The 26,681-nt window shown below is 42.7% G+C and carries 20 protein-coding genes; 6 read left to right on the top strand and 14 right to left on the bottom strand.

Going from position 1 to position 26,681, the window contains the following annotated elements:
• Positions 1-25: 25 nt before the first annotated feature.
• The 4 genes from NSQ55_RS18850 to NSQ55_RS18865 all read right to left on the bottom strand — a co-directional run bounded on the left by NSQ55_RS18850 (position 26) and on the right by NSQ55_RS18865 (position 4,439).
• The gene (locus NSQ55_RS18850; protein WP_339168493.1) at positions 26-1,378 is read right to left on the bottom strand and encodes a sodium-dependent transporter; all 1,353 of its coding nucleotides are present in this window, start codon (positions 1,376-1,378) and stop codon (positions 26-28) included.
• 250 nt (positions 1,379-1,628) lie between these two features.
• A complete protein-coding gene (locus NSQ55_RS18855; RefSeq protein WP_076179940.1) occupies positions 1,629-2,276 on the bottom strand; it encodes a FusB/FusC family EF-G-binding protein in 648 nt (215 codons plus the stop codon).
• Positions 2,277-2,594: 318 nt separating this feature from the next.
• Positions 2,595-3,467, bottom strand: a complete 873-nt coding sequence (locus NSQ55_RS18860) for a carbohydrate ABC transporter permease (protein ID WP_036688680.1) — start codon at positions 3,465-3,467, stop codon at positions 2,595-2,597.
• A 15-nt stretch (positions 3,468-3,482) separates the two neighbouring features.
• Positions 3,483-4,439, bottom strand: coding sequence for an ABC transporter permease subunit (locus NSQ55_RS18865; RefSeq protein ID WP_036688682.1), 957 nt, complete (start codon positions 4,437-4,439; stop codon positions 3,483-3,485).
• Between the two features lie 144 nt (positions 4,440-4,583).
• On the opposite strand from NSQ55_RS18865, the gene NSQ55_RS18870 reads away from it, so the two are divergent.
• From NSQ55_RS18870 to NSQ55_RS18880, 3 genes are all read left to right on the top strand, one after another.
• A complete protein-coding gene (locus NSQ55_RS18870; protein WP_036688684.1) occupies positions 4,584-6,395 on the top strand; it encodes a sensor histidine kinase in 1,812 nt (603 codons plus the stop codon).
• 4 nt (positions 6,396-6,399) lie between these two features.
• Positions 6,400-8,010 (top strand): response regulator, encoded by a 1,611-nt coding sequence (locus tag NSQ55_RS18875; protein WP_339168497.1) that lies wholly within the window; start codon positions 6,400-6,402, stop codon positions 8,008-8,010.
• Positions 8,011-8,115: 105 nt separating this feature from the next.
• Positions 8,116-9,801 carry an ABC transporter substrate-binding protein gene (locus NSQ55_RS18880; protein WP_076127158.1) on the top strand — a complete coding sequence of 562 codons (1,686 nt, stop codon included), beginning with the start codon at positions 8,116-8,118 and terminating at the stop codon, positions 9,799-9,801.
• A gap of 69 nt (positions 9,802-9,870) precedes the next feature.
• On the opposite strand, the gene NSQ55_RS18885 is transcribed toward NSQ55_RS18880, so the two are convergent.
• Entirely contained in the window at positions 9,871-11,004 is a 1,134-nt protein-coding gene (locus tag NSQ55_RS18885; protein WP_076182776.1) for an SGNH/GDSL hydrolase family protein, read from the bottom strand.
• Between the two features lie 152 nt (positions 11,005-11,156).
• On the opposite strand from NSQ55_RS18885, the gene NSQ55_RS18890 reads away from it, so the two are divergent.
• Entirely contained in the window at positions 11,157-11,702 is a 546-nt protein-coding gene (locus NSQ55_RS18890; protein WP_339168500.1) for a CDP-alcohol phosphatidyltransferase family protein, read from the top strand.
• Here the strand turns inward: NSQ55_RS18890 and NSQ55_RS18895 are convergent.
• From NSQ55_RS18895 to NSQ55_RS18915, 5 genes are all read right to left on the bottom strand, one after another.
• Positions 11,689-14,805: an ATP-binding protein gene (locus NSQ55_RS18895; RefSeq protein WP_339168502.1), complete on the bottom strand. Its 3,117-nt coding sequence runs from the start codon at positions 14,803-14,805 to the stop codon at positions 11,689-11,691. The genes NSQ55_RS18890 and NSQ55_RS18895 overlap by 14 nt on opposite strands.
• Positions 14,806-14,966: 161 nt before the next feature.
• Positions 14,967-15,857 (bottom strand): AraC family transcriptional regulator, encoded by an 891-nt coding sequence (locus tag NSQ55_RS18900; protein WP_339168504.1) that lies wholly within the window; start codon positions 15,855-15,857, stop codon positions 14,967-14,969.
• 41 nt (positions 15,858-15,898) lie between these two features.
• Positions 15,899-16,738, bottom strand: a complete 840-nt coding sequence (locus NSQ55_RS18905) for a sugar phosphate isomerase/epimerase (RefSeq protein WP_076304571.1) — start codon at positions 16,736-16,738, stop codon at positions 15,899-15,901.
• A gap of 35 nt (positions 16,739-16,773) precedes the next feature.
• Positions 16,774-17,607: a sugar phosphate isomerase/epimerase family protein gene (locus NSQ55_RS18910; RefSeq protein ID WP_076307696.1), complete on the bottom strand. Its 834-nt coding sequence runs from the start codon at positions 17,605-17,607 to the stop codon at positions 16,774-16,776.
• 15 nt (positions 17,608-17,622) lie between these two features.
• Positions 17,623-18,630 carry a zinc-binding alcohol dehydrogenase gene (locus NSQ55_RS18915; RefSeq protein WP_076127168.1) on the bottom strand — a complete coding sequence of 336 codons (1,008 nt, stop codon included), beginning with the start codon at positions 18,628-18,630 and terminating at the stop codon, positions 17,623-17,625.
• A gap of 205 nt (positions 18,631-18,835) precedes the next feature.
• Between NSQ55_RS18915 and NSQ55_RS18920 the strand changes: the two genes are divergently transcribed.
• Positions 18,836-19,735: a LysR family transcriptional regulator gene (locus tag NSQ55_RS18920; RefSeq protein ID WP_076182797.1), complete on the top strand. Its 900-nt coding sequence runs from the start codon at positions 18,836-18,838 to the stop codon at positions 19,733-19,735.
• A gap of 8 nt (positions 19,736-19,743) precedes the next feature.
• On the opposite strand, the gene NSQ55_RS18925 is transcribed toward NSQ55_RS18920, so the two are convergent.
• On the bottom strand, positions 19,744-20,733 hold the full coding sequence (locus NSQ55_RS18925; protein ID WP_339168509.1) for an aldo/keto reductase family protein: 990 nt from the start codon (positions 20,731-20,733) through the stop codon (positions 19,744-19,746).
• A 210-nt stretch (positions 20,734-20,943) separates the two neighbouring features.
• Positions 20,944-22,032 (bottom strand): DUF1648 domain-containing protein, encoded by a 1,089-nt coding sequence (locus tag NSQ55_RS18930; protein ID WP_339168511.1) that lies wholly within the window; start codon positions 22,030-22,032, stop codon positions 20,944-20,946.
• Between the two features lie 827 nt (positions 22,033-22,859).
• Between NSQ55_RS18930 and NSQ55_RS18935 the strand changes: the two genes are divergently transcribed.
• On the top strand, positions 22,860-24,068 hold the full coding sequence (locus tag NSQ55_RS18935; RefSeq protein WP_339168513.1) for a GNAT family N-acetyltransferase: 1,209 nt from the start codon (positions 22,860-22,862) through the stop codon (positions 24,066-24,068).
• Between the two features lie 96 nt (positions 24,069-24,164).
• Here the strand turns inward: NSQ55_RS18935 and NSQ55_RS18940 are convergent, their stop codons facing one another.
• Both NSQ55_RS18940 and NSQ55_RS18945 read right to left on the bottom strand, forming a co-directional pair.
• Positions 24,165-25,082: a BadF/BadG/BcrA/BcrD ATPase family protein gene (locus NSQ55_RS18940; RefSeq protein WP_339168514.1), complete on the bottom strand. Its 918-nt coding sequence runs from the start codon at positions 25,080-25,082 to the stop codon at positions 24,165-24,167.
• A gap of 27 nt (positions 25,083-25,109) precedes the next feature.
• Positions 25,110-26,672 carry a glycoside hydrolase family 3 protein gene (locus NSQ55_RS18945; protein ID WP_036688710.1) on the bottom strand — a complete coding sequence of 521 codons (1,563 nt, stop codon included), beginning with the start codon at positions 26,670-26,672 and terminating at the stop codon, positions 25,110-25,112.
• Positions 26,673-26,681 lie beyond the last annotated feature (9 nt).

The raw sequence follows: 26,681 nt of genomic DNA on the forward strand, positions 1-26,681 counted from the left end.
ATTTTTGGATAAATAAATTTCAGAATTAGAAGGAAATAATCCCCGAGGTATGGAGCAGCACTAGGAACACTAGGATCGGCGCCACATAACGGAGCATAAACAGCCAAACACGGAACCAGCGCGCCTGTAGTCCAGCGGCTTCCGCTGCACCTTTCCAGAAATAACCGGCGAAGATGGTAATCAGCAGACCTCCAAGCGGCAGCATAATGTTAGAGGTGATAAAGTCCAGCCCATCAAATAGAGATTTGCCACCAATTGTTAGCTCCGGGAACATTCCCAGTGACATCGCTAAAGGAATACTAAGAAGGAAACAGATCAGCGTCAAAATCCAAACCGAACGTTTCCGGCTCCAATTCCAGCGCTCCATTGTGAAGGATACAGGCACTTCAAGCAGCGATACAGCTGAGGTTAGAGCAGCAATCGCCAGCAAGATAAAGAACAAACCGCCGAAGAGCGCACCAAAAGGCATAGCCGAGAAAGCGGCTGGCAAAGCGATAAAAATCAGCGAAGGCCCCTGATCAGGAGCAATACCAAATGAGAACGTCGTCGGAAAAATAATCAAGCCTGCGATAAACGCGTATAACAAATCTCCTGCACCGATTGCGATTGCAGCGGTACCCAGCGATTGTTTTTTATCAACATAAGATCCGTAAGTCAGGAGAATCCCCATCCCGAGCGATAATGAAAAGAAGGCATGTCCCAATGCAACTAGCGCAGATTCCGCTGTCAACACTGAAAAGTCCGGTTTTAGGAAAAAAGATACCCCTGCGGATGCACCCGGTAAGGTTACTGCGCGAATCATTAACACTACAAGGAGTACGACCATACCAGGAATTAATACTTTGTTAAATTTCTCAATCCCGCCTGATACGCCAAGGATGACTACACCCGCCGTAATCAGAATGGCTATCCCCTGCCAAACGATCGGCATATATCCGGAGACAAACGAATTGAATTCGCCTGCATAATCAGTAGTGCTGAATAGTTGTCCATTAAAAGCAATCATCGAATAGTTCAGCGTCCAGCCAGCAACAATAATATAAAAGGAGAGAATTAGAAACGGCGCAAGTACCTGCAACATTCCAGCTGCAAACCAACTCTTCGCGCCTCCAGCCCGCATAAAAGAGGTCGCCGCGCTACCACGCCCGCTGCGTCCGATAGCCAGTTCTGCCAATAGCACCGGTAACCCTATCAGCACTAAACAGACGATGAAAAGCAGGAAAAAAGCTGCCCCCCCATTTTCTCCTGTAATATAAGGAAACTTCCACATATTCCCTAGCCCAACCGAGCTGCCGATGGCGGCAAAAATAAAGCCCGCGGAAGAGAAGCGTTCCTCCTTCTCCGAGAGAAGATTTTTGTTACCCTTCATTTGATTCATTATAACGCCCCGTTTTCTTTTTTAGACCTCATTATAGCTTAAGTAACAAAGCACGTCATATGGAAATTTTCTGACTATTTTTATAACCACTCGAATTCTCTGTTTGTAAACGCTTATATTATTCATTCGGCCCTTGAATCTCATTATATCCACTAATGTCGTGCCCCATTGCTTCAATGAAACGGATTGTCTATATCCTGACAATATTTTTAACAAAAAAGGCTCCCACTAAGGGAGCCTTTTCTAAACATTATTTGCGGACAGAGAGAATGAACCTCTCAAGCTTAGCTGTATCGGTTATGCTCCGATTACATTCCAGATTATCCAGACATACGTATTGACCCACAGCAGAAATATTATCCGGCGAAACGTTCACATTCTTGGTCTTAACATAAAAGAATGCAAGCTCTTGATGCCGATTGCAGAACATGCAGTACCCTTTTTTGTGCGTTGGTGTGATTCTACCCTCAATACCAATGAACTGTCCTTCGTACGGATAGATAATGAATAATTTATTACTGGCAATATCTATCCAACTCAAATACGTTATGTTGCGATAGTCGATGAGTTGTAGATCAGGTACTTTCAGTTTCTTATTCTTAGGGAATAGCTTCTGAATCTGCTTCAGCGTAATCGTCGGATATGACTCTAGGTATGGTTCTAATTCACTAAGATATCTCTGGAAATCTTCTGCAGTTTCGAAGGTCGATATTTGTTCCAGCATCTGCTTGTGATTCTCCGTAAGAGAAGGAAATGCCTCAATAATGTTCGTAGCAGCACTATATCTTACAGTCTCCAAGACTCTACGATCCGCAACGGTTCGCAGGGTATGCAGAACAAATTTCGTTTGTTTCTTAATTAAGTTATATTGATGGTTTCTAATAAATGGTGTACACATCGCTTTTCAGCCCCTTATTTATATTAAAAGTTCATAAGGTGCAAAGCCCATTTATAGAAACGATAAAATTAAGTTGGGCGATATATCCATCCATCGCACCTCACGCAAAGTATCGCCCTATATTAGGCTTTGCGTGAGGAACTTCTAGCTAATGGGCATTTCAACATTAGCACTGTACCACCTCCGAGCATATTTCATGCCAAAAGTATAGCACCGTATTTTAGAAGGCGCAATTCATCTGGGAATGCTTATTTGCATGCCATACCTACAAAAAAAAGGGAGCTACATGGACTAGTCCAGTAACTCCCTCTTTTTTGACTATTCTTTTACTGCTCCGACTACAATCCCTGTCACAAAATAACGTTGCAGGAATGGATAAACCAACAATATTGGTAGCGCACTTATGAAAATCTGTGAAGCCCGTATGGTCCGTTGAGACAAGTTAGCTACAGCTGACGGATCAAGCTTGGACATATCTGCCTGAACGATAATGGTCTGCATAAACGTCGCCAGTGGCAGCTTATCCGAATCTCTGATATAGATTATACCGTCAAAGTAAGAGTTCCAATGGCCCACCATCATGAATAGGGAAACTGTTGCAATGACTGGTAAGGAGACTGGTAAATATATTTTCAAAAAGGTCTTAAAATGTCCTGCTCCATCAATAAAGGCTGCTTCCTCAAGGTCCTTAGGTACACCACGGAAGAAGTTCAGCAGCAAAATGATGTTAAATACGGCTACCAATCCAGGTAAGATAAGTGCCATCAAAGAATTCATCAGCCCGAGCTTTAGAATCAGGATATATCCCGGAATCAGACCCCCACTGAACAACATGGTTACGACAAAATACCAAAGATAGATATTACGCGCCCGGAAAACTCTAGTTTCCTTAGAAAGAGCATAGGCTGCAACCGTATTTACTACCAGTGCAAGTGCTGTTCCTAGTATTGTCCGCTCTACCGACACCCACAGGGATGTAAGAAAATTAGTATTGTTAAAAGTTTTTGCATAGGCCTCCAAAGTGAAGCCAATTGGCCAAAAGGTGACCAACCCAGCATTGGCTGGGGCGGACGCACTAAGAGATACCATGAGTAAGTGATACAATGGCAGCAAGCAGAGCACCGAAAGGATAGTTAGGAGCACATTATTGAATATGCTAAATATTCGATATGGAAGGGTTTTATGGTACATTTGTTGTCATCCTTTCTAGAAAATTCTGTACCCTGCAAATCTATAGGCAAGTCGGTATGAAATAACGATTAGAATTAAACTAATTGCTGATTTAAAAAGATTAACTGCGGTCGCAAAGCTGAATTGTCCGCTGAGAAGACCTTCTCTATATACAAAGGTATCAATGATATCCCCTTGTTGATAGATCAAAGGACTATATAGGTTAAATACCTGGTCAAAGTTGGCGTTCAATACATTGCCCAGTGCCAAGGTCGCAATTACAATAGCAATTGGAATAAGTGCTGGTATGGTAATATACATCGTTTGCTTCCAGCGACCTGCCCCATCCACTTCAGCAGCTTCATAAAGTGATGGATTAATGCCGGATAGCGCAGCTAGGAAAATGATCGTGTTGAAACCAAATTCTTTCCAAACATCACTGGCTATGATGGTAAATCGGAACCAGTTGCCGTCCCCTAGAAAAAAGATCGGTTTTATGCCGAAAACGGACGAAATAAACTGATTCACGATCCCTGTTTGTGCTAGGATATCGATCAGAATTCCTGAAAGGGTAACCCATGACAAGAAATGCGGTAGATAGACGAGTGTTTGAATAGATCTTTTAAGGCCCATATTCCTTACCTCATTAAGCAACAAGGCGAATATAAAAGGAATAATCAGGTTCAAAACAATTTTGGAGCAAGCAAAAAACAGTGTGTTCCAGGTAATTTGCAGGAAGTAATCGTTCTCCCACATGTACCTAAAATGCTTAAGTCCGACCCATTCGGAATCAAAAAATCCTAATGCAGGCTTATAATCCTGAAATGCCATGAGTATTCCTGACATGGGGATATAAGAAAAAATAAAAACCATAATTGCCGCCGGTAATACCATGAAGTGGAGCACCCATGGTTGTTTATAGCCTTTTTTTCTTTTTCTTTTTATACTTGGTTTATTTTCCAGGCCTACCTGCTGTATTGAATTAGCCTCCATAGCTCTCTCCTGTTCCCAAAAAAAATATTTTGTGTGTGATGGGGATCTCTGCTATAAATAGTATCAGGCGTTTCTCAGGTTTGACTATATAACATTGTTAGGCTTGATATGGTTTTATTAGGACATCATCTGGAGGGTACATTTATGAATATTTGGAAGCGCTTTACATCCCTGAGAGAATTAACACAATCCCGGTTTAGTTTGTTTGCCAAAATAAACTGCCTGATCATACTCTTGTTCATCCCCATTATTATCATGTATACCTTTTCAAATAACGTCACATACGATGTTGTAAGCAAAGAGCTGCAGGTGTCCAATACGAAGCAGCTCACTTTTCTGTCCAGTCAAATTGATTCGCGTATTAATCAGATGATGGACTTCACCCTTATCCTTTCTAGAGATCCCAATGTCAGAGCCTTCAACGGATTAAACATTTGGGCGGATCGATATGATCAGATGCAGACCCGGTATGTCATTCAGGAAAAGATGGTGCTTCAATCCGGGGTTGCAGATATTTGGCCTGCCAGATATGCCGTACATTCACAGCAAAATAAAGATGTCATCTCCAACTACAATCGAGCATTTGGGTATGATGAGGATTACTTAAAAAGAAATATGAGTGGAAAATGGACGTATGGCGATCACAGCTTGGAATCTAAAGACGAGTTAAAATCCTTCTACTGGTTCTATACAGATTCCTTAGCTCAGCCGGGGATGTTGACGGGAAGCAACTTGGTGATTGAGGCCAGCTTCAGTTATGAGAATATTCAGAACATGCTGGATACGTACAAGGAAGGTGGACAAGGTGATCCTTTTCTCTATCATAAAGGGAACTCGCCAATTCTGAATCGCAGTGCGGACAAGCAGCTATCTGAAGAACTCATTCGTTACCTGGATAAACACTCACCTGAGAATACTACCCAGGATGTAGTCAAACTCAATGGCAAGAACTACTTGGTCAGCTCTGTGAAGTCCTCCTATTTGGATTGGAATTTAATAGATGTTGTCCCTCTATATCAAATCCTAAAACCCATTTCGCTCAGTCAGGATTTGTTCTATATCTCGATGATTTTGCTGTTTGTTATGGGAATTTCCGCTTCCATATTACTATACAGAAATGTTCAATATCCTATCAAAAAGCTAATTAAAGGCTTACGGCGCGTGCAGCGTGGAGATTATTCTGTACGTCTTCATAACGAGGGCCGGAACGAGTTTTCGTTTCTATTCCATCGCTTTAATGATATGTCCCATCAAATTCAAGACCTGATAGAGAATGTGTTCAATGAGAAAATCCGTGCCCGCGAAGCTACACTTAAGCAACTGCAGGCGCAAATCAATCCGCATTTTCTCTATAACTGCCTTGGTTATATTATCAATATGGCCCAAATGAAGGATGAGGACGCTGTCGTCTCCATGGCTTATAATTTAAGTGCTTACTACCGTTATACTACCCGAATGGAACGGGAAACCGCGTCACTGGATGAAGAAATCAAGCTGCTCGTCAACTATTTGGATATTCAAAAGCTGCGCAATGCCAGAATTGATTATCATATCGAAATCCCTGAGAACATGTTAAGCCAGTCTGTGCCACGTCTAATGCTACAACCTATTGTGGAGAATTCAGTCATTCACGGAGTGGCCAAATCGTATTCATCGGGTGAGATCAGCATTAGTGGTGAGATTTCGAACGGCTTCTGCAAGATCTACATTGATGACGACGGACCTGGCTTGAATCCGGAGCAGCTGGAAGCTTTGAATCGTAAAATGCAGGAGCCATTGCAGGAAGAAATGGGCTGCGGGCTCTGGAATACGAATCAGCGGATCATGCACCTGTTCGGCAATCAATCCTGTCTAACCTTTAAACCATCCCCTCTTGGAGGTTTCCGAACAGAGATTATCTGGGAAATCCCTACGGAGGATGAATATTCTAAATTTAAGAATCATCAAGGAGAATAACAACATGCAAATGATTATAGTAGACGATGAAGCACACTGGGTAGATAATCTTGCCATGACTAAACCCTGGCATACGCTAGGCATTGAACAGGTGCATAAAGCGTATTCAGCACGTGAAGCGCTACAAATTATCGATACCAACCCTATTGATATTGTGATCTCGGATATCCAAATGCCCGAAATGACGGGAATTGAATTAATAGAGCGGATAAGAAAACGTGATAAAAAGATCAAATGTATTATTTTATCAGGCCATTCGGAGTTCGATTACGCCAAAAAAGCACTTCAGCATAATGCCGTCGATTACTTACTTAAGCCACCTACCGATGATGAAATTATCGGTGCAGTCAAAACTGCCATCGAGCAATTGAACACAGAATGGGAACTTATCAGTTCGCTTAAAAGAACCCAGTTTACCCTTCGTGAGAATCTGCCGCTTTTACGTGGTCAACTGCTCCTTGATGCCTTGCAAGGTCATCAATTTCAAGCTGGCGAATGGGAACGGAAGCTCGTAACTTATGATTTGCCCTTCCATTCTGGCGATTGCGCTTTGATGCTTGTACGCATGGAAGAAGAATTTAGCCATTATAACAATAATGATCAAACCTTAATTGAATATGCCATCATCAATATGGCTGAAGAGATTATGGGTGAATTCATGCAGGTCTGGGGCGTTAAAGAGGAACATGGATATCTTGTGTTTCTGCTTCAGCTTAAAGAGAAAGGATCCGACATCGGCAAAGAAACCATCCTAGAAAAGCTTTCTTTACAGCTTCAGTATAAGGTTAAGCAATTTCTGAAAGGTTCCCTGTCCATAGTAATCACCGAGTGGTTCCAGTTTCCCGAGAAGGTGTCGAGCCGTTTCCGTCAGGCTACAGCTTATTTCCGGCAGATCGTGGGAGACGAGCGCGAATTCGTAATGCGGGTCAGCGAATTTGAACCTTCCACTACCCAAGGACCTTTGGATGCCCTTTACACCCCGCCGACACTAATACACCTGCTTGAAAGTGGGCATTGGGATGCTGCGCAAGAGAAACTACTCGCTGTCTGCACGGAGCTGGATGAGAAATGGTCTGAATCGTGGGAGCATTGCATGGAGGCCGGTTTTTTAATCACTGCATCCTTCACGAATCTCGCACACCGAAATGGGCATACTCTAGCTAACTTAGCGGGAGACGATCTCGGTTGGTTGCAAAGCGGTGAAGCGTTCTCGACCATCGGTAAACTTAGAAAATGGTCCCTGAGCATTCTGAGCAAATTGAAAGAGGGAACGTCTAACGAAATTAAAGACATCAGGTCTGAATATGTGAAAAAGATTCAAGATTTCACAGACAAAAACCTGCATTTAGATGTTTCATTACGGGTTCTGGCTGACCATGTAAACCTCCATCCGACTCATTTATCAAAAATTTATAAGATTGAAACGGGTGAAGGAATAAGCGATTATATCTCGCGCCTGCGCATGGATCGCGCCTGCCATAAGCTGAAGACTACCTCTAAAAAAGTCTATGAAATCAGCATGGAGATCGGCTATATGGACCCTGCTTATTTTATAAAAGTGTTCAAACGACAGTTCGGAGTAACGCCGCAGGAATATCGAGACAATAATAAATAGCATGATAGAGTCCTATCGAAACTAAAAATCTCATATAGATGCCATCCCCGACTAGTTGTTAAAGTTACACTTGTAAAGATCATACACAGTAGGGGGAATTAAAGAATGATCAAGTTCAAAAAAATGTGGTCGTTGTTAACGGTCACAGCACTTATCACACTCACAGCCTGTGGCAGTGGCGGCGGAAATAATGAAAACGCCAAACAAAACAATACCACATCGTCTGAGACTAGTTTATCTGAAGCAGATGCTGCTTTTGAAAAAGGTAAATACGATCCACCCATCGAGTTCAGTTCGGTATTGATGCCGAAGAAATATGTTCAAGGTGATACCAAAGAAAACAATGTTCACGATCGCTGGATGCTGGAAACACTGGGCATGAAGCATAAAGATACTTGGTATCCTGCCAATGACGATCAATACAGACAAAAGCTTCAGCTTGCCATTGCTTCTGGCGAAAAGCTGCCTGACTTCGTTTCTGTACCAACCAATGCAGTATTGACCAATCAACTGATTGATTCCGGTCAGTTCATTGCTATCGATGAGTTGTTCGACAAATATGCTAATAAAATTCTAAAAGATCATGCTGCAGCACACCCAGAACTTTGGTATCCATTCACAAAAGACGGTAAGAAATACAATATGCCGATCCTTGAATATACCGATAATGACGATACTCTTCTCTGGTTACGTGAAGATTGGATGGAAAAGCTGAACCTTCAGGCTCCAAAAACAATCGCCGATCTTGAGAATATCATGGACAAATTTAAGAACGAAAACCCTGACGGTCTAGCACCTAAAGATGTTTTCCCACTTGCGATTTCTTTGAAAAATAATACAAACACCTGGATGGGCCAACTCGACTGGTTATTCGGTGCTTACGGTACGATTGAGGAACAATGGAATAAAGATGCCGACGGCAATCTAGAATACGGTTCCATTAACCCTGGTGCTAAACAAGCCCTTGCTAAGCTTAGTGAGTGGATGGACAAAGGTTATATTCACACAGACTCTGCACTTTGGGATGAAGGTAAATCTGCTGAAAGCTGGACAAAAGGCGCCGCAGGTATTCTACCAGGGGCAAACTGGGTTCCAGACTGGCCGGCTCCCGATCTTATGAAAAATGTACCTGGAGCGAAGATCAAAGCTTATCCGGTTCCAGCAGGTCCAGACGGACTCATCGGTACCAAATGGCAGAACTCTGGGGTAAACGCTAGTATCATGATTAACAAAGATGCTAAGCACCCTGAAGCAATTTTCTTATACTACAACTACTTGCTTGATAACCTAGCTAATCCAGCAGCTGGTAGTGAATTTGAATACGGCTTTGCTAAAGGCTACGATTGGGACATGATTGATGGAAAGCCTACTAGTGATAAAGAGAAGATTAAAGACTTCTCCAATGAGTTTCCTTTCTTAACTGGACCGGCTCGTATTCCTGATCTGTTCATGAAGACATTGGTTAAACTTGCTGATGGTGAAACCCCTGTAACTCCTTATGAAAAACAAATGGCTGAGTTCCGTAAACCGGAAAACTGGGCCGCTGCAAAAGTTGTTATGTCACAAATAGACATTCGTAGACAGAACTATTTCACTGGCGCTGCGACACCAACGATGGTATCCAAATGGAATCTGCTTCGTCAATCCGAAATGGAAACCTTCAACAAAATCATTTACGGTAAGCTACCTGTAGATGCCTTTGACTCCTTTGTTTCCAACTGGAAAGCAAATGGTGGTGATCAAATCACCAAAGAAGTTAACGAATGGTTCAAGTCTGTATCTACCAAATAGACTAAAGTAAATAAAAACAAGCCAGAGCGTGATCCTTTCGCTCAGGCTTGTTTTTTTATGAATTCCTCATTAACTTTCGCTCGCTAGAATCCCTTTCAAATACCCCGTCAACTCTTTTGCCGCTTGTTCATGAGCTAATGCTCCCGGATGACTTCTTGCCCCTATGGTCTCATCCGTCATATTTGGAAGCTGCAATACAGAAACCTGCTTGTCCCCTGTTTTCTTGCTATAAACATCGACCGCCCGGTAGATCGCTGGCATCATCGGGATACCAAGCATCCCATATGCCCATACGAGATGTGCATGTTGATTATTTTTTCTAAGCTTCATCAGAAATTTCTCAGCGGCATCGACAAAAGCTTGTATATCATCCTCATGATAGGTCCCGTCTTCATTTAAGCGTTGTTTATGGCTCTCCCCTGTTACCTCATCTTTCCATTCTGGCGATTGAAAGGCGCCCCCATCATTTGTTCCTAGATTAACTACCACAACATCTGGCTGCCAGGTTTCAAAAGAATGTTCTTGAAAAGCTCCTAAAGCTTCGTTTTTTGCTCCAGTTAGAAGACCACAAACCTGCTCATAACAATCAGGGATATTACCGTGCGGATTATTATCCCAGCTAGTAAGGACTCCCCAGCCACTTTGAGAAATAACTCTATATTCTGCATTTAAAGCATCTGCTGTCATTCTGGTATAGTTGTTGATGGCGCTAAACCACATTGGAATCCAATCTTCTTCAGCCTTGGCACCTATACTTCCTTCTCCGGATGTGATGCTGTCACCTATGAACTCTATCTTGTGGGGTTTGTCCGCAACCGGCAGGAATTTTCCATCCATCTTCACCGCATGTATCTGCAAAGAGCAGCCAGGATCTCCACTCATTGCCTGCACATCTTTTACAATACGAATATTGTTGACAACACGATCATTCATGCCTCTAAATACACAAATCCAATACCTGCCTGCTACTAACATTTGTCTGCTAACAGGAACGGAATTGATCAGGATGCTAATCCAGGGTTCATAAACATCATAATCTGCTTCTACTTCAAGCCATAGCTCAGAGCTTTTAACATTTAATTCGACCGCACTGCCTGTCCAAAATAACGTTAGTGGAGAAAGTGACCCTGTTGTTCTGCCGTGAATTTTCAGATGTTCGATATCAGCTAATGTATGTACCTTTAAGTTTGTATTCTGCTTCATAAAATCCCTCCTAATTTACCGCTAGAATCCTAATCTATACTTCTACTTCACTACTTCTTCAATACTATCTTATAATCCTTTTCCAAATAGCATATACTCTTCCTCTGGTACAATAGAATTAAATGAGGTCATGAACAAAGGTGGGATTGAAGTTGAAAGTTATACCTAACTGTATTACACTTGGCAGAATTATTTTGGCAATAATGCTGTTATTCTTCGAGCCGCTAAGTTCGGCCTTTCTTGCAATTTATATCCTTTGCGGAGTCACCGATCTGATAGATGGTCCAATTGCCCGAAAATCAGGCACAACAAGTAATCTCGGAGCAAAGCTGGATTCTGCTGCCGACACGATACTAATCGGTATCTGCTTATTTACTTTGTATCCGTATCTGGGTCTTACCCTCGAATTCATCCTATGGATCTTCTTGATCGCGGCCATCCGCATAACATCGACAGGGATTGCCCTCCGCAGATTCAAAACTTACGCAAGTATCCATACCTACGGCAATAAACTCACCGGGCTTCTCTTATTTGTAACTCCTATATGGCTTTCCCATAGTAACCCCACCATTTGGACAACCATTGTCTGTATAGTTGCAACCTTATCCGCCGTGGAAGAATTGATCATCCAAATCACATCCACTCAATTACAGCTGGACAGAAAAGGATGGTTTTATAACCCTCCTAATCAGGAATAATGAAAGATACCGTAGTTCCCACCCCAGGAATACTTTGAATCTTCAAGCCTTGTCCATATAATTGTGTTAATCTCCGATCTGTATTAAGGAGCCCAATTCCTTGATCCTTAAGACTTTTTGGTTGCAATAACTTACTGACTTGAGCTTCATCCATTCCAATCCCCGTATCAGCAATGATAAAATGAACAGCCTCCGCATGTGTCTCGATGTGAATACGCAAGGTTCCACCTTTTGCCCGACTTAAGATCCCATGCCGGACGGCGTTCTCGACCAGTGGCTGAATGGTCAGCGGAGGAATTAGAAGCTGTAGATTCGCGTCTACCTCCCATTCAACCTGCAGCCTCTCCTCAAAACGCTGCTGCTGGATATATACATAATTCTCGACCAGCTCCAGCTCTTGCGACAGCGAAACAAGTTTGCCTGCATTTAAGAAGTCAAAGCTGATCCGCAGATAAGTAGTGAATGCATCTGAAAGATCTTTCATTTTGACAGTGTCAAAATCACTCAAGGACATAATCGAATTTAATGTATTAAAGAGAAAATGTGGATGGATCTGCGCTTGTAAATAAGCAGCCTCCATTCTCAAACGATCATTGACTGCTTGCTTCATAGAAGTGAGCGACGAAGCACGATACTTCAATTCCATGGCATCTACTGGCTTGGTTACATAGTCATTAGCGCCAGCCAAGAAACCTGCATAGACATCCTCCTGCTCACTGCGAGCGGTCAATAGAATAATAGGCAGTTCATACATCGTGAACCGCTCGCGTATCAATCTTGTCAATTCATATCCAGACATGCCCGGCATCATCACATCAGCGATAACCAAATCGAACTGCTCATGATGCAACATATCCAGTGCCTCACGGGCTGAAGTCGTTGTATCAATCCGATAAGCTCCATCTGATAAAATATTTTGCAGAACTTTTAAATTGACCGAATCATCATCAACCGCTAGCACATGTATGATGTCAGCGTCTGTATCGAGCTTCGAGAGTGCCTCTACTTCCTTTGTGTTATAGGCGGCAGCCACCATAGCTGATTTCTCCGCAGTTATCCACGTGCTGAATGGTGACAATGGATCCGAATCTTTTTCTGTATGAAAATCTGAAATAGATGACTGCAGGCTCCCTTTAGCTACAGGTAATTTGAAGCTGAACTTACTTCCCTGACCCGGCTGCGATTGCAGCAATAATTCACTGCCATGCAGTTCGACCAACTCCTTACAGATGCTAAGCCCCAGCCCAATGCCGCCTTGACCGTAAGCCCCTTGTTCATAGCGCATAAAAACACGCTTTTTCAAAGCTTCATCCATACCTACTCCTGTATCCGTAACATGTATCCATACATCCCCACCCACTTGTTCTGCGGCCAGTTCAACACTTCCCTGTTCGGTGTACTTTAGTGCGTTATGAACTAAATTAATCAGAATCTGCACCAATCGCTCCTCATCAGCATAAACACGAGGCAGATTCTCATCTATAGACATTCGAAGCTCCACCTTCGTCCCACCGGTTAAGAAACGTAACATATCCAGTACACCTTCAGCCAATGACCTCACTTGCAACGCCTTTATATTCATCACAATCCGCTTATCCTGCAATCGCACAACATCAAGCAAGTCATTCAGCATAAGCGACATCCGGCGACTGACCATAATTAGCAATTCCATGTCACGCTGGCTCTCTTCATCCAGCACATGTTTTTTTCTTGTTAACACACTTTGGGCAATATTCATAATCCCATGCAGTGGAGTGCGCAGCTCATGTGACGTATTGGCTAGAAAACGGTCCTTTAATTTATTGGATTCCGCCAATTGAGCGTTCAGTAACACATTTTGATGGGATTGATGAAAATATCTCCTAAACCAATAGGCGGAAAATGCGGCAAGGGCAGCAATTAAATCTACGGGATAAAACATAAATTGTGAGCTACCGGCATAGTAGACAGCCCCCCACAACATATTATTTAGTACTGCTAACACTGAAAACAATAAAAATAGAGCACCTTCAGCTCGTAAGGCTACCATCTTCCAAAAATAATATACCGTCCAACACACTGGAACGTAATACAGGATCATGTAATACCCTTTTCCGATGATATATAACACTGCCTCTTCAGGACCTACAATAATAAATAAAGTAAAAATGAGAACTGACAGGATGTAACTATAAAACGCCTTGCCTTTCCGTCGATTCCCCAATAGTTCTCTTCCCATCAATAAAAGGAATAAACAAAACCCTATATACGAAAGAACCTTTAACCTCAGCATCCAGGCAAAATCAACATGAAGAAACCGGAACATCAGTCCATTATGTTCAACCCCAATGGATACAGCCGCAGCGACCATCATTAGAAAAAAAATAATCAGCTCTGTTTTTCGTACATCCATCAGATAGATAATCAATAAATACAACCCATGTAGAAGAAGCATGACTCCTACGACTAGCTGCAAGCCAATGGAATTCCAGTATATAGTGTCTACCTCATGTTGAATGCCAAACTCCACGGACCGAATTATGCCTCCTTTTAGTGGAGACTCATAATTTGACGTCCGAACAAACAGATCCAGATGCTTCTGATCTGTAGGTGTATAACTGATTAAGAATGCTTTCGTCACATAAACATGCTCTTCCTTCTCGTCAGATAACACTCCAAACCGTGAGAGAATTGTTCCATTAATCTCCACTTCAGAAGAAGTATAGATGGATTGGAACCAAAAGCTAAGTGGCTCAGACAAGGGGCGATCTAGCAGAATCCGCAAATGATAAGTTCCATATCCATACGCTTTCTTTTGCTCAGCAGAATTGAATACAGAATTCCAGTTACCCGGCACCTGAAGCATCTGGCCTTTTAAAACACTATCCATATTGGCAGCGTTCACCCATTGTTCAGGATAAAACTCCCATTCTCCATCCAATGGAAAGGAGCTTAGTGATTCAAGGTCTACTCCCCGCAAATCGAGCACACCTTGCTCCACTACAGGAGGATTGGACAGAGTAAAATGATTGTACCAGCTCCAGCGTATTGCAATCAGCAGGCAGATGAATACTACTACGTACAACATATGACTTAACTTAATTTTATTCTCCGAAGTTCTCATAGACTCCTCATTCGTCAATAGTATTTAATAGTGCTATATCCCTATCTCCAACTTTGAGCAATACAGTATGATTATACTATATTAAGAGGCCTATAGACGTATGTAATCCTATGTTCAGAGGAAAAAAATCAACCATCCCAAAGAGCAGATGGTCGATTCCTTTATTGCGATTTATTGATTAAAGCAGATCGCATCGCGGCAAACTTACTAGGCATTACTCCCACATTTGTTTTGAACGTCCGACTGAACAGATGAATACTAGAAAACCCCACATCTTCGGCAATCTCCGTTAGATTTTGCTTTCCCTGAATGATTCTCAATTTAGCCTGCTCGATACGAACATGCTTCAAATAATTATGAATGGTCACCCCAAGCTGAGTCTTGAACACATACGACAAATGATTGGCAGTCACCCCAACATGACTACTGATAGATTCATTACTTAACTGCGGATCTTGATAACACTGGTGCATGTGATGAATGGCGCCTTCAATTAAAGGCCATCCTTTGGTTCTCTTCCCTTCCGTTCCTTTGGACAGATTCTGATTCCTAAAGAACAAAAACAACAATTCCAAACAGATAGACTTGTTGATTAATACCCCACCGTACGTTGGATCTAGCATCTCTTTTTGCAGTTGCATGAATTTTCTCTTCAATTCGATTCGATCTGGGAGCTGCAGATGAGATAGCGGATAAATATCAGCAAGCTGCATTTCACTTGGCATGATATCCTGGATCCCGGGCCTAAGTCCATCCGCTTGATCCGATGAGCTTTTATCCTCGTTATCATACAAATCAAAATGAAAGATATACTGCACTAAGGGTAAAGCCGAGGTGGACCTAATTATATGGGGCAAGCATGGATGCATGAGCAGCACATCCCCTTCTCGAACCAGGAACTTCACCCCATTCAAGAAAAACTCCGCCTCTCCCTGATCTATATAGGTATACACGTGATCTTGATCCAACCATTCACCTGCTAGTAAGGAGGATTCCATGACTTTGGCTACTCGAACATAAGGGGAAATGCTGTTCATCCACGACTCATTCACCTCGAATCTTCTCCTTCTTCTGACATTTTATTGATCTTATTTTATATCCTAACCGGAATCTTTAAGTGATCTTCTACATAATCTCGGCAGATTTCCATGGTATTGTACGGGCTATTTAGCGATTCGTCCACTTCGAGTGTCATCCAACCGGAATAATCAATTTCATTCAGCGCTTCAATAGTTGCGTGTAGATCAACAGATCCTTTGCCTAACTCACAAAAATGAGGAAGCTGTGTATCAAGTGTAGCGGCAGACCTATCTGTCAGGTCCTTCAAATGAACATAAGCTACCCTGTCCTGATACGTTCGGATGATAGATGCCGGGTCCATCCCCGCTCCGAGCAGATGTGCTGAATCCGGGGCAAGATATACCACCCGCGGATCTGTCAGGCTCATCACAATCTCAATTTCTTTCTCGTCTTGCAATTCCGTCCACAAATGCGGATGAACACATGTCTTTACCCCTAAGGCATAGGTTCTTTTCGCCACTTCATTCATCGTGGCTGCGGCAACCTTCAATTCTTCCAGCGATGAGGGTTGATCCCGAGTGCCACCTGGCCCTAGGACAAGGATGTCTGCTCCACACTTCGCTATGATTTTAGCAAGTCGCACATTGTAGTCAATGATACTCGAAGTGTTCGCGGCATTGCCGAATTTTTGCTGCTGTCCCCCAGCCGTACCTCCATACAACGCAGTCATCTCCAGCCCGTACCCAGCCATGAGCTCTTGTAATTGTTCTGGACTTTCTTCATATTGAAGTGCAAAAGACGCCCACGGCTCAATCCCCGTGAAACCCAGTCTGGAGACTTCCTCCAACGCTTTGAAATGCGCTTGCCCCCAAGTGATGGTGTGTGCAGCGATTCTACCCTTGAACAGACTCATCCTTAACGCTCCTTCCAATGTTGGATTCGATGGGGTTAGATTTCCAGTGATGAGAATACTTTATCGAAGCCTGCTTTGGAACGAGAAAATAGTTCAGATGAACTTTGTGATGAAGCTGGCGCTAGCACTTCTTGAGCGATAACGCCCTTGTATCCGATCTTTTTCAAGCTTCCCAAGAATCCGGTAAGATCAATGGATCCTTCCCCTGGATACAATCGATCGGAATCTAGCAATTCCTCTATCGGCAGAGGTTTAGCATCATTAATATGGACATACGCAATTTGATGCGGTTGTAATTTCAGCAGGTCCTCACTCGTTAATCCATTCGTATGCCAATGATAGGAATCCAGTAATAAACCGATATTTCTCACTTGAATTGTATCCATCCAGTCCAACGTATCTTGCATCGTCCAGATTAGCGGATTTGCCCATTGTGTACGTAAGTGATGAGGACCAACGAACTCTAAGGCTAACGAAATACCATAGGCGCCTAATATTTCTGCACATAGTCTTAAACGTCTAGTGGCTGCAATCATGAACGATGCGACCGGAAGATCTGTCGAAGGCAAAATATAGGTACAGCATGTGGTGCAATTTAATGCAGCAGCGGCCTCAGCCATCAGCGTAAGCGATTTCAGACTTTCCCTAAAGCTTTCCTCTGTCGTGCGCCAATCTACCTCTAAACCAAATGATCCTAGCATGATGCCATGACTTTCCAGTAATTGGATGGCCCCATCCTTGCCATACTGCTGTACCAACTCTAATGGATTGACGTCTATGGCCTGAAACCCGAATTGGCTCGCAAGTCTGATATATTCTTCATTAGAAGCAATTTCTCCCAAACCCGCTGTTGTTAATCCTCTTATCATCGTCGTTCTCCCCCTTTATGACCAATCAAACAGTACGCCATTATACTGATCTTTGTTGGTTCTTAATCCCTCATAGGCTTCGCTAGCTTGCTCCGGCTTGATGACATGGCTAATCAAAGGTTCGATGTGCAGCTTCTGTTGTTGCATAAGCTCGAAGACAATGCCAGAATTACGCACCAAGGAATGTTTCACAAACGAATTAGGCTCTGTTGGATAACGCCATTCGTGAGCACCTTTAAATGTAATGCATCCCCGGTTATACAGATGACAGTAATTAAGCACATCCGTAATATCTGTATTGTATTCTCCACGCGGGCTACCCAAAAAGATGATTTCTCCCTGTGAGCCGATGTATTGAAGACTATCAACCCCAACTTTGGAAACACCGGTTGCCTCAATATGACTGGAAACACCCTTGCCCTTAGTTAACGTCATAATCTGCTCTTTTACCAATCCTTCGCCACTGTCCAGTGTGTAATCCACACCGCATTGACGCGCGGTCCGCAGCCGTTCTTTGGACAAATCCATACCAATTACCGTAGCCCCCTGCAAACGCGCCAATTGAGCTGCAAGATTGCCTACCAATCCAAGACCTGTCACACTCACTTTGTCTCCAAGTTCGATATCCGACACACGTATCGATGTAAAAGCTACCGTAGCCATCCGGGTAAACGGTACCCATTTCAAGTCTAGCGCATCCGGCACTCGAATGAAAACATCCCTAGCTTCAACCACTTGATATTCGCAATGAGTTCCGTAATGAAAAACCACATCGCCCGCTTGAAATTCCTGAACACCTTTACCACATTCTACGATACGACTGACGCTTGCATAACCTGGACACAGCGGGAGCTTTGCCCAATCCTCTTTGCCAGATAACATTGCCATCTCCGTTCCCGGACTAATCAGCGAATAAATCAATTTTACGAGTACCTCATGGTCACCTAAAGCCTTAAGTACAAGCTCCTCTTCAACCGTTTCCACATGGTGTGGGCTCATAAACATTATCTTTCTATTTTTCATCCTCATTACCTCCCATGATCCTCAAACTTTCTATTTAAATGTATGCGTTTTTACACATCATGTCTTTGACTGCAAAAATGTTTTTTTGTCTAAAAGTAAGATGGGAGGTAGAGTTTAAGTGAGGAGACGACATGTCATTCCTTTCATTTTCGTTCAAAGATCCTTATACTTGCTTGGAGAAGCATTTCAAGGGAGAATGAAAAGTATGGACATAAAAAAATTACAATACTTTATCGCAGTAGCAGAGGAACTGCATTTTAACCGTGCAGCAGAGAAGCTAAATATGACGCAGCCTCCCTTAAGCCAGCAAATTCAAGCTCTGGAGAATGAGATTGGTGTGAAACTATTAGAACGGAATAAAAGACAAGTTCGTCTCACGTCAGCGGGGGCGGTATTTCTAGAGGAGGCTAAATCCATTTTATCTCAACTGGAACGCTCTATTAAAACAACACAATTAGTCGATCAAGGAATTATCGGACATTTGAACATTGGATTTATAGATTCTGCAGCTGGTGGAGTATTGGTTGATATGTTAAAAATGTTTCGGGAACGTTATCCACAAGTCCAACTCACATTACATGAGATGACGTCTGCTCAGCAGTGGCAGGCTTTACATGAAGGAACGATTCACATTGGATTTGTACGTTATACAGAGTCGGGCAAACATATCGAGCATCGTCCCTTAGTCAATGAATCGCTTATTGCCGTTTTGCCAGAGCAGCATCACCTAGCTCATTTACCGGTGTTATCCATTCGCTCTTTAGCTTTAGAGCCATTTATATCGTTCCCACGTCATTTAGGAGCTCCTTTTCATGACCTCATTATGAGCTTCTGCGCCCAACACGACATGTATCCGAATGTTGTACAGGAAGCCATTCAGATGTACACCATTGTAAACTTGGTAGCTGCTAATCTTGGAGTTTCCATTGTGCCCTCATCAGTTGCTATTTTTCAGCGTGAAGGTGTCACATTTCGTCCCTTTGAAGAAAGCACACCATCGATTCCCCTTTATGCCGCTTGGAGAACCGATTGCGATCGTGCCTCCTTATCCGCGTTACTAGAGATCATAGGACAAATGAGTTCAGAAGTTATTAATGGTGAATGATATAATATTCAGCCCGTTTTTCTAGGATCACGTTCAACGAGTCCTTCTAGCACCCTATCGATTTCCAACATCACTTCCCTATCCAGACGAACTCCCGCAGCTTTGGCATTTTCTATAACCTGCTCAGGTTTGGATGCCCCAATAATTGCAGATGAGACTTGTGGATTTTGCAACACCCATGCTATAGCCAACTGCGGAAGCGTCAACCCAACTTCACTGGCGATGGAAGAGAGATTCGAGACCGCCTCAAGCACCTCAGTCCGAAGCCACTGACCCGCCAATTTATTCATAAATGGTGAGCCCGCAGCTGTTGAAGCACGAGAACCCTCTGGCAATGGTTGACCTGGCATATATTTGCCTGAAAGAATCCCTTGAGCAAGCGGCGACCAGACCACCTGTCCAATCCCTTCCCGCTCACAAGCTTGAACTACCTCCGTCTCCATCACGCGCCATAACATCGAATATTGAGGTTGACTAGCCACTAATGGCACCTTTAATTCTCTCGCCAAAGCAGCACCTTCTGCTATCTGATCCGCCGTCCACTCACTTATCCCGACATAGAGAACCTTACCTTGACGTACCAGATCCGAAAAAGCCAAGAAGGTCTCTTCAAGGGATACTGTTGCGTCAAAGCGATGCGCATAATAGATATCAATGTAATCGGTCTGTAATCTGTTCAGTGAAGCATGGCACGCCTCCATAATATGCTTGCGGGACAGACCTCTTGCGTTACGTCCCGTCCCTGTGGGATGGCACACCTTGGTACACAATTCGATATCAGCTCTGTGCACTCCTTTTAATGCTTGGCCCAGCACCATCTCAGCTTTCGTATCGGAATATACATCTGCAGTATCAAATGTTGTGATCCCTACATCCAATGCAGCGCGAACACAAGCATGGGCAGTATCATTGTCCACTTGAGCACCATGTGTAATCCAATTACCATAAGCAATCTCACTTAGATGTAAGCCACTAGTTCCTAATTTGCGATAGTTCATTTTATACCCTCCTTTAGATAACAATCTGATTGTAACAAAGAGATATTAATACGAGAAATACTCTTTAAGATGCGATTTAATTCAAAAAAGATATTACTGAGATCCTTAAAGATAATAAAAAACGCCCTTTAGGCGTTTTTTTCGGTACATATTCTGTTTCGAAACTCTAACTTCGCCTATACTCCGGTGAGTATTAACCTCCAAGCCTTGTTACCGCACCACAACTAACAGTACAATAATTCCGAGCCAAAACAGCCAGCTTACTGGGTGACCGAAATTTAATCCCCAGCCGACTCCGAGCCTTTTCTTGACGATTAGGTTTGGATCTTTGCGATTGAAATAAATCATACCTAATCGCCATTTATCATCGTCATGGACAGGTCTGACATTGGAGCTATCGGCAGATCGCTCCAAGCGGCTTTCGCCCTGACCAGCCCAGAACGTTAAGGCCAAGGCGTATAGGATGACAAGGGCTATTATGATTAGGATTATAGGGATAGCGAAACTCATGTTAAGCAGAGATATCATGTTTAGTTGCACGACGGAAAACAGGATAACTATTAAGAAGCTTGCTGTAAGCATAAAATATGACCAAGTACGGCGGTAAGCTGCGTCTTGTCTGATGGAACGGTTAGGATCATTGGGTTGAACCTGCTGCTTTACTCTGCGAATACTCCAATTCTCAAATATGAACAAAAGTGTTATGAACACTTGCATGATCGTAGGCATAAACACAGAACTAAAAGATTTAGCTGCATAGCGGTCTACGTTCCAACTGCTGTTGTAATGGATCGGAATCTGATCAGGAATCAGATCGTAGTTGCGCAGCACAGTTACAATACTAACAACAGTAATTAAAACATGAATGAGGAACCAATTATTAGACAAGCCAATGTTTCTTTTCCGAAATCCAGTGTCCACTGCCATGATCGATGGTTCCAGAGCAATAGGCAGCATAGGTAGTAAACTTTTCATTTTGAAATGATAGCTAATGTTTATGACTAGGGAGATTCCGACCATGGCGAGTGAATAAGTGACAATGATCCAACTTTGTTGCTTGGAATGTTCATCACCGTATATTAGACAGAGGATACAAACCATGAATAGGATGGTATGCACGGTAGCACTAATCCTAGCATATGACTTCCGCATCTGGCGCAGAGGCTCACTATGGAATTGTACAGGGCTGACGGTGACCCCAAAACTAATCGTCTCTCTTGTTAAATAAGGCATGCTTACCATGAGTACAATGGCAGGTACAAATACAAAGATCATTACTATAACAGGCATTATCGTCATATCATTCGCCTCCTCTTATACATAAGTGTGTATTTAAAAACTCTATAACCCGTATAGCATAGGCGATTCAGCGCTATGACTTTTTGCGTATGATGATCCTATTAACTTAGGATAGGTGATCGACTTGAACATAAATTTTATTATAATCGATTTTAGTGACTGTAGGGGTGAAATTAACAATTTATCCAGTTTTTTTTGCTACGCAGAGCTACTCATCTGAAAACTGAATTATGGCAAGTACATCTGTTTGAAATTCTGTGTAGGTAAAGGACTCGCCTCGTATCTGCAATGGTGCGGATCACTGCGTCAGAGTATAAATAAGTCCATCCATGCTTAATATAGTACTTGCTCAGGTTTGTTCCATTAACTCATGTATGGTCATATGCAGCACTTCTTTAGCATTTACAAGAATGTACTCCGCTAATTTTTCTCTGATTCTGGCAATTCATTTAAGTCTAGCTCAATTTGCGAAATCATACTTCCTCGCAATTATACCCGCTCCAACAAATGCAAGAATCATCAGTATGAAAATATTTCCGATTTTTCGCAAAAAGTTCTTTAACGGTTTATCATTCTTCTTTTTAAGCTGCGCCTTCATTTGTGCGCTTTGTGCTTGTAATTGCTCAGCCGAAGTCGCTATTTTCCTAATACTCATTTGACTATATTGAGCAATCTAAATTTTGTATCACTTCTATGATTCCACACGTTCCTTTTATTGACGAATTTTTCTTTCAATATTAAACTATAAATAAGAAATTAAATTCCAAAAAATCGTTTTTTTCATTTATTAAATTTATCCCAACATTACGGCGCAGGAGGAAATGAAGATGACGACGACACCAAACATCATCGTAATGAACCATCCAACTAGAGAGCAGCTTGAAAATATTTACGATATTTTAGATGAATGCTTTTCCGTAGGTCGAGCCTTTTTCCAAGAAAGATTAGACCTAGACACCACATATGATCCAGATACAACATGGTTTGCGATGGTTGACGATAAGATTGCATCTAATGTACAAATTTTTCCGTTTCATATTAGAGTCGGTCAAGCGATCTTGAAAACGGGTGCAATGGGGAGTGTCGGTACAGATCTAAATTACCGCGGGCTGGGGCTTGCACACAAAATTCTTCATGCGCAGACCAACTATATGAAAGAAACCGATTATGATATAAGCTTGCTTTTGGCTAGTAAGCATGCGTTTTATGAAAAAGCTGGCTGGAGACTTATTCCCGAGACTGCTTTCGCAATTGAAAAACCAGCAAGTTTGGAGCAGCAGCAAAGCAGTGATGAAATCATTCCTTTTGAAGCCTGTTATCTCGATGATATCCGTTTCATCTATGAACAATTTAATAAGAATCGTACCTACACCGTGATCCGAAGTAAAACGTATTGGAATGATTTATTGACCTGGCCGGAATGGAAGAAAGTTGACTGCTTGCTCCTTCGCAGAAATGGGAAAATCGTCGCTTATGGCATCATTGAAAAGAAAGATACTGAACAAGTATTCATTAATGAATTATTGTATTTGAACGAAGCCGAAAACGGCGTTGAAGCTTTGTTTCATGCCTTATGTCAGCTGCGCCAAAATGCAAAGCAAATATTAGCGATGCTCCCAGAGGATCATAAGCTATATTCCTATTACCTACAGCATCAAGCAAATTCAATTCAAATCAATATGGCGATGTGGAAAATGATCAATCTCAGTTCAACTTTCCATAAGCTTCAGCCTGAATTAGAAGATCGCCTAAACCGTAGCAACATAATTGCAGGCCAGGAGCTGCATATTGCACTTCGCAGCAATGAGGACTGTATCTACTTGGATTATAAGCAAAAGCAGCTTTCTGTTTCCGATGCTAGTAATCATACCAATCCCTATACTTCAATAGAAGTAGATGAACGCGAGCTAATGACTTATATCATGTTCGGCTATAATGAAGCAGGCGCAGCAAAGGACAGCACTGAGGACGCTAACATCCTTCAAGCTCTATTTCCGAAACAACAAGCCGTGTTTTATTTGACCGATAAATTTTAAGCCATTTTTGATTCCTACCATTTTAAAATAAGGGTGTGTCGCAAGTCCAACTGCTCGGACTTATGACACACCCTTATTTTTCCATAGCGATAAAAACTAGTCGTTGTTCATTTTTGATCTTCCTAACAGGACAGCACCGTAGGCTGCATCCTTAATCGGCAAAATCAGCTTTGTTTGCGGGTAGCTCTGTGCGAGCTTTCGCTCCAAGGCTTCTTTCACAAAGCGAGACTTTTGCAGCACACTTCCTGCAATCGCAATCGGACTTTCATATAGCTTAAGCCGTTCAATAACAGGCACAACAAGCTCATATAGATTGGCTGCACATTTCTCCGCTAACTCTAGTGCATGTGCATCGCCCTTCTCGCATGCGGTCGTCATAATCGGTGCGAGCTGCGCAATATCTTTTTTCGTCGTATTTTTATCATAAACAAAGCCAATAATCTCTTTCACAGTACTTAAGCCAAGCCGCTCATATACCATCGCTGGGATGACCGTATCGGTTATTCTTCCGTCCTCCACTTGAACTAATGCGGATAATAGATCGCGCCCAATGCTATAACCGCTTCCCTCGTCATCAATCAAATGACCAAAGCCTCCTGTGCGATGCTGCTCTCCTTTTTCATTCACCCCGAAGCAAATCGATCCTGTACCGGCAATGAGAATGATGCCTTGCATCGCATTTTGTGCCCCGTATAATGCGGTTTCTTGATCGCCTGTAATCGTTAATGGCCCGATATAACCGTTATTTCTCACATGCTGCTCCAAAAAATTGATGACCAGCGGATTACTTATTCCTGCCGCACCTATACATATATGAGCAACTTCTTGTAAATTACCGCAGTAGAGCTTCGTTTGACTAAAAATTTCCTCAAAGGAGGCGGCAATAGAGTCAGCATCACCACCGTTATAATTAATAGGCCCTACAGTAAAGGTGAATAAAGAGTCTTCCTGGTCATGCGTAATGGTGACAGCTGTTTTCGTGCCACCCCCATCAATTCCAACGATAAATGCCATACCTATGTCCCCTTGTTGTACTTTTATCTACATCTGTATCGTAATATTGGCGGTGGGTACAACCTCACCATTTAGGATTGGAAGGAGTGATTTGAATGCATCAAGTGTATACTCAAATGCCGCAATTCCGCAGAACTCGCCTTCGATTAACGGTAAATCATACGGGCGACCTAATGTAATGGCCGTTACTTTGCAGCCTGCTGCCAGCAGCTTCTGAACAAGCGCAAGCTGACCTTTGTTTTCACGCGCATTGAACAAGCCGATAACAATATGCTTGTAGCCTTGTACCTTTGGCAGCGCAGCGTTGATTTGCTCCTCGCTCGGGTCAATGTCGATAATCTCATAAGCTGTATTGAAATGCTCCCCCATATATTGCGGAAAGCTAAGAGCTTGATTCAAGCTGCTGGACGCAAGATCGGTGCGGTATGAATAGGAACCCATAAATAACACTTGCTCGTCACCGGTATGAATGGGCTGGAGCTCTCCTTTCATGAGGCAGATCGTTTCCGTACGCATTAGCTCATTTGCTCGGCGATGTACATCGCAGCCAACTAGTTCATAATCCAGCTCCTCAATCGTCGCATATTGTGCTTTATAAGCTATAATTTTTGTAACAGCTGCATCAATCAGCGCTTCATCCAAATCACCGGTGGCTACAGCTTCTTCGATCAAATGAATCGCTTCCTTCACTGTCTCAGGAGTATGACTAATGAATACCAAATCAATACCTGCTTTAACAGCTCCTAACGCTCCTTTTGCCGTACCATAGTATCGTTTGATCGCGTCCATTTCTAAACAATCCGATACAACTAACCCTTTATATCCTAATTTTCCTTTTAATATCTCTGTAATAATGGTATGAGACATAGTTCCGGGCACACCGGATTTTTCAATTTTCGGAAATAAAATATGTGCACTCATAATCGCTTGAGCGCCTTGCTCAATTGCGGCCTTAAACGGCAGCAGCTCAAGCTGCTCTATTTCCTCAAGTGTTTTTTCAATGGTAGGCAAGCCAATATGTGAATCGACATTTGTATCACCATGACCTGGAAAATGCTTAAGTGAGGACATGACGCCTCCATCGAGCAATCCCTTCATCATTTGAATTCCATACTGGGATACTGTTGCAACAGAATCACCATAGGAACGAACATTTATGACTGGATTCAATGCATTATTGTTAACGTCCATAACTGGAGCTAGATTAAAATTAATACCTAATGCTTTCAATTCTCTGGCAGTCATTCTGCCTGCTGCATACGCATTTTCAGGTCGTCCTGAAGAAGCAATTGCCATGGCTCCAGCAACATTGGTCGCGTCTTTAGGCATACGAGTGACTCGACCGCCTTCTTGGTCGATCGTAATAAAGCCCGGGATACCAGTATGTGTCGTGTACCATTGCTGCAGCTCAGTAACAAGCTCGCCTAATTGATATTTATTGTCGATATTATGTGAGAATAAAATAATATTGCCGACTTTATAATGCTCAATAACTTCCTTCAGCTCAGGAGTGATCTCGGTTGAAGGGAAGCCTGTTACGAACATTTGTCCAATCTTTTCGCGCAAGCTCATATGTTCTATTGTTCTCATCAATTATTC

The organism is Paenibacillus sp. FSL H7-0943 (assembly GCF_037963265.1).
In the GTDB taxonomy this organism is placed as follows: domain Bacteria; phylum Bacillota; class Bacilli; order Paenibacillales; family Paenibacillaceae; genus Paenibacillus_AQ; species Paenibacillus_AQ odorifer.